General features: G+C 60.0%; 5 protein-coding genes. 4 read left to right on the top strand and 1 reads right to left on the bottom strand.

Going from position 1 to position 7,666, the window contains the following annotated elements:
* Positions 1–173 precede the first annotated feature (173 nt).
* The 4 genes from acs to FBX99_RS28650 all read left to right on the top strand — a co-directional run bounded on the left by acs (position 174) and on the right by FBX99_RS28650 (position 6,652).
* Positions 174–2,111, top strand: coding sequence for an acetate--CoA ligase (gene acs / locus FBX99_RS28665; protein ID WP_144929972.1), 1,938 nt, complete (start codon positions 174–176; stop codon positions 2,109–2,111).
* Between the two features lie 175 nt (positions 2,112–2,286).
* On the top strand, positions 2,287–3,303 hold the full coding sequence (locus FBX99_RS28660; protein ID WP_144929971.1) for a class I SAM-dependent rRNA methyltransferase: 1,017 nt from the start codon (positions 2,287–2,289) through the stop codon (positions 3,301–3,303).
* A gap of 117 nt (positions 3,304–3,420) precedes the next feature.
* The gene (locus tag FBX99_RS28655) at positions 3,421–6,354 is read left to right on the top strand and encodes a DUF748 domain-containing protein (protein WP_144929970.1); all 2,934 of its coding nucleotides are present in this window, start codon (positions 3,421–3,423) and stop codon (positions 6,352–6,354) included.
* 1 nt (position 6,355) lies between these two features.
* Entirely contained in the window at positions 6,356–6,652 is a 297-nt protein-coding gene (locus tag FBX99_RS28650; RefSeq protein ID WP_144929969.1) for a DUF2845 domain-containing protein, read from the top strand.
* Between the two features lie 300 nt (positions 6,653–6,952).
* Here FBX99_RS28650 and FBX99_RS28645 read toward each other — a convergent pair whose 3' ends face one another.
* Positions 6,953–7,306 (bottom strand): BON domain-containing protein, encoded by a 354-nt coding sequence (locus FBX99_RS28645; protein WP_144929968.1) that lies wholly within the window; start codon positions 7,304–7,306, stop codon positions 6,953–6,955.
* Positions 7,307–7,666: the final 360 nt, after the last annotated feature.

Here is a 7,666-nt window from a genome sequence, read left to right as displayed (position 1 = left end):
TCCAGATATCTGCACTGCCAAGAGCTGTGAGAGCTTTTGCTGCCTTGAAAAAGAATGGCTAAATAAATCATCCAAGACAGTTGCTCCCACATTGGCTCCATGTACAACTTGAACTCGATATTCACTGGGCGCATCTTTATGACTTGTCGCAAAAACAAGAATAAGGAACCGTCATGTTCGATATCAGCCAGTACCCCCAAGCCGATGCCGTCCGCCGGGCTGCGCAACTGAGTCAGGACGAATACCAGCGCCTCTACAAAGAATCCATAGAACACCCCAGCACCTTCTGGGCGGAACAGGCCACCCGGTTTCTCGATTGGATGACGCCCTGGCAAACGGTCCAGCGCTATGACCTCAAGAACGGCGACGCCACCTGGTTCGCGGGCGGCAAACTGAACGTCAGCGCCAATTGCATCGACCGCCATCTCGAAAAACGCGGCGACCAGACGGCAATCATCTGGGAAGGCGACGACCCCGCCGAATCGGCGCAAATCACCTATAGAAAACTCCACCACCATGTGTGCCGCCTGGCCAACGTGCTGAAAAGCCGTGGCGTGAAGAAAGGTGACCGGGTGTGCATCTACATGCCGATGATTCCTGAAGCGGCCTACGCCATGCTCGCCTGCACCCGTATTGGCGCAGTGCATTCGGTGGTGTTCGGCGGGTTTTCGCCGGACTCGCTGCGTGACCGAATCCTCGATGCCGACTGCCGCACGGTGATCACCGCCGACGAAGGCGTGCGCGGCGGGCGCTTTGTCCCGCTCAAGCGTAACGTCGACAAAGCCCTGGAAAGCTGTCCGAACGTCAGCACGGTCCTGGTGGTCGAGCGTACCCAGGCCGAAGTGAGCTGGGTCGAAGGCCGCGACCTCTGGTACCACCAGGCCATGCACGACGCCAGCGATGACTGCCCGCCTGAACCGATGGACGCCGAAGATCCGCTGTTCATCCTCTACACCTCCGGCAGCACCGGCAAACCCAAAGGCGTGCTGCACACCACCGGCGGCTATCTACTGCAGGCGGCCATGACGTTCAAGTACGTGCTGGACTATCGCGACAACGAAGTGTTCTGGTGCACCGCCGATGTCGGCTGGGTCACCGGCCACAGCTACATCGTCTACGGCCCGTTGGCCAATGGCGCTACCACGCTGATTTTCGAAGGCGTCCCCAGCCATCCCGACAGCTCGCGGTTCTGGCGGGTGATCGACAAGCACCAGGTCAACATCTTCTATACCGCCCCCACCGCCCTGCGCGCATTGATGCGCGAAGGGGCCGGGCCATTGCAGGCCACCTCGCGCAAAAGCCTGCGCTTGCTCGGCAGCGTCGGTGAGCCGATCAACCCGGAAGCCTGGGAATGGTATTTCAACGCAGTGGGCGAGCAGCGCTGCCCGATTGTCGATACCTGGTGGCAGACCGAAACCGGCGGCATCATGCTCAGCCCGCTGGTGAGTGCCCCGCGACTCAAGCCGGGCTGCGCCACCCGCCCGATGTTCGGCGTGCAACCGGTACTGCTGGATGAAACGGGCAAGGAAATCAATGGCCCCGGCAGCGGCGTATTGGCAATCAAATCCAGCTGGCCGGGACAGATCCGCAGTGTCTATGGCGATCATCAACGCATGGTCGACACTTACTTCAAGCCCTACCCCGGCTATTACTTCACCGGCGACGGCGCCCGCCGTGACGAGGACGGCGATTACTGGATCACCGGGCGCATCGATGACGTGATCAACGTCTCCGGTCACCGCATCGGCACCGCCGAGGTGGAAAGCGCCCTGGTGTTGCACGACAGCATCGCTGAAGCTGCGGTGGTCGGTTATCCCCATGACCTCAAGGGCCAGGGCATCTATGCGTTTGTCACGCCGATGAACGGGGTGGAGGCCAACGATGAGTTGAAGAAAGAATTGCTGGCTCATGTCAGCAAGGAAATCGGCAGCTTCGCCAAGCCGGAACTGATCCAGTGGGCCCCAGCGCTGCCCAAGACCCGCTCGGGCAAGATCATGCGGCGCATTCTGCGCAAGATCGCCTGCAACGAACTCGACAGCCTCGGCGACACTTCGACCCTGGCCGATCCAAGCGTGGTGGAGGGGCTGATCGACAAGCGCCTGAATCGCTAAACAACCACCGTACTGATCGCTCCCACGCTCTGCGTGGGAATGCAGCCAGGGAGGCTCCGTGTCCCCAAAAGCCGAACGCGGAGCGTCCGTTGCGGCGTTCCCACGCCGAGCGTGGGAACGATCCCTCCCGAAGCTGCTAAACTCCCGCGCCTCATTTCCTTAAGGCGCGCTTGGCATGTCTTCCTTGAATCAGGCGCTGCGCGCCGCCCTCGACCAGCGTCAAGACCTGCTCAGCCAATTGCACCAGCAAGGCACCGATTGCTATCGCCTGTTCCATGGCAGCCAGGAAGGCGCACCCGGCCTGACCGTCGACCGCTACGGCCCGCAGTTGCTGGTGCAGAGCTTTCATCAGTCGCTGGAACGCGATGCCTTGTTGCAACTGCATGGCATCGTCAACGAAACCTTGGGCCTCGACACCCTGCTGGTTTACAACGACCGTGCCCGGGGCAACTCGCGGATCGATCGCCAGGACACGGTCTATCAGGCCGAAGAAGCTGCTCTGCAAGACTTGGTCGGCCATGAATGGGGCCTGAACTATCGAGTGCGTGGACGCCATGCCGGGCAGGATCCGCTACTGTTTCTCGACTTGCGCAATGCCCGGGGCTGGGTCAAGGCGCACAGCCTCGGCAAAAGCGTGCTGAACCTGTTCGCCTATACCTGCGGCGTTGGTCTGAGTGCCGCGGCCGGGGGCGCGCGGGAGGTGTGTAACCTGGACTTTGCCGAAGGCAACCTGGCGGTGGGTCGCGAGAACGGCCTGCTCAACCCCGCGTTACTGCCCATGGAGTTCGTACAGTCGGACTACTTCCCGGCGATCCGCCAGCTGGCAGGCTTGCCCATCAGCCAACGGCGCGGACAGAAACTCCCTAATTATGTCCGCCTGGAACAACGCCAGTACGACCTGGTACTGCTCGACCCGCCGGCCTGGGCCAAGAGTGCCTTCGGCACCGTGGACCTGCTGCGGGACTACCAGAGCCTGCTCAAGCCGGCACTGCTCGCCACCGCCGATAATGGCGTGCTGATCTGTTGCAACAACCTGGCGAAGGTGTCCATGGACGACTGGCGCGAACAGGTCCTGCGCTGTGCAGACAAGACCGGCCGGCCGGTGCGCGAATGGAGCGTGCTGACGCCCGGTGAGGACTTTCCTTCCATGGACCGTAATCCCCCGCTCAAGACACTGATCCTGCAGTTCTGAGCCAATCTCAGGACTCCTACTGAAAAAACGGACAATTCTCATAAATACCAGTGGCTTCGGAACCGTAAACGCATGCCATACTCCAAGGCACTCCGATTCCACCAGATGAAGCCACACATGCCCAAAGGATTGCTGCGCGCCCTCGGCGCCCTGTTCACCGCACTGGCCCTCTACAGCCTGCTGGGTTTCCTGATACTGCCAGGCATCGCCCTGCGAATCGCCAATCAGCAACTGGCCAATCATGCGACAGTGCCGGCTCAGATCCAGCGCATCGAACTCAATCCTTTCAGCCTTGAAGTTACCGTCTGGGGCCTGAATATCGGTGAGCCGGGCAAGGAGCAGCTGGGCTTCGAAAGGCTGTACGCCAACCTGCAGATCGACAGTCTGTGGTCCGGCGCGCTGCACCTGGCCGACATCGAGCTGGACAAGCCCAGGACCGAGGTGGTGTTCGCCAAGGACGGCCAGTTGAACCTCCTGAGCCTGTTCAAGTTACCACCCAGCGAGCCGACCCCAGCCGATCCCGAGGCCAAGCCGTTTCCCCTGCGGGTCGACCGGATCAAGCTGGCCACCGGCTATATCCATTTCCAGGACCTTCGCCCCAGCGAACCCATTGAATTCCTGTACGACACCCTGGATTTCGAGCTGAAGAACCTCAGCACCCTGCCCGACGACAGTGCCGATATGACCCTGGTGGCTGCCGGCCCCGAAGGTGGGAAGATCGACTGGACCGGTCATTTCAGCCTTTCGCCGATCGCGTCCGAGGGCAAACTCAAGGTCACCGATGGCCAGATGAAATTCTGGTGGCCGTACGTCCGCGATGCGGTACCGCTGGTGCTGGAGAACGGCATCCTCAACCTGAGCACCGATTACAAGCTCAACCTGGCCAAGGGCACCGAGCTGCTGCTCAACAACGTGGCCGTCAGTGTCGCGCCTTTCGCCATCAAGGCCCCCGATGGTCGTCCCCTGGCAAGACTCGAACGCCTGGAGGTCAGCGAAACCACGGTGGACCTGGCGAAACAACAGGTGGTCGTAGGCAAGATCCGCAGCCAGAAGCTCGAAACCTGGGCGGCACGCGAGGCCGATGGCCAACTGGACTGGCAGAAACTCTTCGCCAGCCAGCCGACCAAACCGCAGGTCAAGGTCGAGCCGGCATCCGCCCCGGCAGCGGCCGATTCCCCCAAACCCGAACCAAAGGCACCCGGCAAGCCGTGGCAGGTGCTGTTGAAGGATGTGCAACTGCGCGATTACCGGGTACATCTGGCCGACCGCCAGGCGCAACCTGCCGTGGCACTGGACGTCGGCCCGCTGAACCTCGACCTGCAGAACTACGATACCCTCAACGGCTCGCCTTTTACCCTCAAGCTGGATACCGGGGTGGGTAAACAGGGCAAGCTCCTGGCAGACGGCGAAGTCAACCTGAACCCGATTACCGCCAGGCTCAAGGTCAAGACCCAGGATATCGATCTGCGGGTCGCCCAGGCCTATATCACCCCGTTCATTCGCCTGGAGCTACGCTCAGGGATGCTCGGTAGCGATCTGGCGGTCGACCTCAAGGGCACCGCGCCGCTGGCCTTCGCGGTCACCGGTCGCGCCCAGGTCGACCAACTGCATACCCTCGATACCCTCAAGACCCGTGACTTCGTCAAATGGCAGAGCCTGGTGCTCGAAGGCCTCAACTATCAGCATGGCGACAGCCTGTCCATCGACAAAGTCAGCCTGTTCCAGCCTTATGCCCGCTTCATGATCAACGACGATCGCACCACCAACGTCGATGACTTGCTGGTCCCGCAGCCGCCGGACAGCGGCACGAAGAACGCTTCAGCGAAACCGGCCTCCCAGGAGAAACCTCTGGGTATCCACGTCGGCGCGATTGCCATCAACGACGGTTCGGCCAACTTCGCCGACTTCAGCCTGACGCCGAATTTCGCCACCGCCATCCAGCAGCTCAACGGTCAGATCGGCACCATCGACAGCCGCCAGGCCAAACCGGCCAGCGTGGACGTCAAGGGCAAGGTCGACCGCTATGCGCCGGTAACGATCAAGGGCGCACTCAACCCTTTCAACCCGATGGAAAGCCTCGATATCGCCACCAGCTTCAAGCGGGTCGAGCTGACGACGCTGACGCCCTATTCCGGTAAATTCGCCGGTTATCGCATCCGCAAGGGTCGGCTCAATCTCGACCTGCATTACCGGATCACCAAGGGTCAGCTCCAGGCCGAAAACAAGGTGGTGGTCGAGCAACTGCAACTGGGGGAAAAGGTCGACAGCCCGGACGCCGTGAGCCTGCCGTTGAAATTGGCCGTCGCGCTGCTGAAGGATTCCGAGGGCAGGATCTCCATCGAACTGCCGGTGTCCGGCAACCTCAACGACCCGCAGTTCAGCGTGATGCCGATTGTCTGGCAGACCCTGCGCAACCTGGTGGTGCGAGCGGCCCAGGCGCCGTTCAAACTTATCGGCGGACTGGTAGCCGGCGGTGGCTCGGAAGACCTGGGCAGTGTCGCCTTCGCACCAGGCTCCAGCGACCTGAGCCCGGAGAACGAAGGCGTACTGCTCAAGCTTTCCGAGGCACTGGCCAAGCGTCCGGAATTGCGCCTGGAAATCGAAGGCACCGCCGCCGAAAGCAGCGACGGGCCGCTGCTTGCCGGCCAGCGCCTGGAACGCGAATACCAGTACAACTATTACAAGATGCTGCAACGCCGAGGCGACAAGGTTCCAGCCAAGGCTGCGCTGCTGCAGGTACCGGAAGATGAAAAGGCCCCGTTGCTGGAAGGCATCTACCGAACCCGTCTCAAGACCCAGCCACCAGCCGAATGGGCCCAACTGGATAAAAAGGCCCGCATCGAGAAACTGCGTGAAGGCGTCATCAAGTTCTGGAGCGGCAGCGACGTATTGCTCCGCGAGCTGGGCCAGGAACGGGCCAGCAGCATCAAGGACTTCCTGGTGGACAAGGGTCAGTTGGCCGATGACCGTGTCTATTTCATCGACGCCAGCCTCGGCCAGGCCGAAAGCGACGGGCGCGTGATCACTCCTCTGCATCTGGATGCCGAATAGGATGAAGCGTCTCTACTGGCTCGGCCTGGGCTTACTGCTCATCACCCCTTACGCATCGGCTGCCGACACATTGCGTTGCGGCAGCCAGTTGATCAGCGTTGGCGATCGCTCCAGTGAAGTGCTGCAAAAGTGCGGGCAACCGGTTGCGCGGGACGATCTGGGCTACAAACGCAGTGTCAATCGCCGGGAGGAATACCCGGTGGAAGAATGGACATACGGTCCCAACAGCGGCATGTACCAGTTCCTGCGCTTCGAGGGTAATCGGCTGGTGCAGATCACCAGTCGGCGTGGGCATTGAGGCTGGCAATGACACCGCTATCGCGAGCAGGCTCGCTCCCACAGGGGATCGGTGCCGAGCGTACTTTTTTGGAACAACCCAGTACCAATGTGGGAGCGAGCCTGCTCGCGATGGCGGTAGACGGGCCAACACAAGTGTCGGCTGACTTACATCCAAAATAGAACAGGCCCCCGGCAAAATGCCGAGGGCCTGTGGCGGCCACGTCCCTGTGGCCTTTCGCATGAACTCCAAAGCAACGGCAAACGTATGACACAGCCCGTTTGCCGCGCCCTCTCCCAGTCCAGGCGAGAAGTCTTGGCCTTATTCGGCCTTCAAGCCATCAGCCGATACGGCCTTGACGCCTTTGATTTTCTTGGCAATCGCGATGGCAGAGTCTTTCTGAGTTTTGGTTAAGGCAACGGTCGAAGACAGGGATACAACACCTTTGTTGGTTTCAACCTTGATGTCGGAGCCTGGAATACCTTTTTCGGTAACCAGATCGGCCTTGACCTTGGTGGTGATCCAGGTGTCCTTGGTTTCTTCCTTGGCTTTAGTCACTTCACCAGCAGCCAACATCATCGGAGCCTGGGTCGCTTGAGCAGTCTCGGCAAATGCATTAGCCATGGTCAAGGTCAGCGCGGCAGCAGTAGCGGCAGTGATAGCGAACTTCTTCATACGAGTTACTCCTGTTTTTCTCAGAAACTGCCGGAGGTAACTCCCGGCAGGGTTATCAGGAGTAGTGCGAAGGGTGTGCCAGTTTTGACAAACAAAATAACTTCTTATAAATCAACTGGTTAAGCGAAGCGCTGATTTACTGGATCATGCAAAATGCATGAGCGACTGATTCCGTACATGCAAGTTGCGGTTTTTTCCGCTTCTTAAACAACTGAATTAACGAGCTTTTTTCACTGGCAAGAGAACGTAAAAAACCCCGCAGTCAAAGCGTAATGCTGTTCACTTAAGCATTTGAGTCCAAGCCGGGCTTTCTAGAAAATCCGATACCAGTCCTCTGGTATCGGATTTTTTATGCCCATT

It is taken from the genome of Pseudomonas sp. SJZ074, from assembly GCF_007828215.1.
In the GTDB taxonomy this organism is placed as follows: domain Bacteria; phylum Pseudomonadota; class Gammaproteobacteria; order Pseudomonadales; family Pseudomonadaceae; genus Aquipseudomonas.
The sequence above is the reverse complement of the archived record's forward strand: the minus strand, read 5'-3'. Positions and strand labels throughout refer to the sequence as shown.

Coding starts and splice junctions, on each gene's coding strand:
- acs (WP_144929972.1), top strand. CDS start 174: ATGTTCGATATCAGCCAGTACCCCCAAGCCGATGCCGTCCGCCGGGCT.
- FBX99_RS28660 (WP_144929971.1), top strand. CDS start 2,287: ATGTCTTCCTTGAATCAGGCGCTGCGCGCCGCCCTCGACCAGCGTCAA.
- FBX99_RS28655 (WP_144929970.1), top strand. CDS start 3,421: ATGCCCAAAGGATTGCTGCGCGCCCTCGGCGCCCTGTTCACCGCACTG.
- FBX99_RS28650 (WP_144929969.1), top strand. CDS start 6,356: ATGAAGCGTCTCTACTGGCTCGGCCTGGGCTTACTGCTCATCACCCCT.
- FBX99_RS28645 (WP_144929968.1), bottom strand. CDS start 7,306: ATGAAGAAGTTCGCTATCACTGCCGCTACTGCTGCCGCGCTGACCTTG.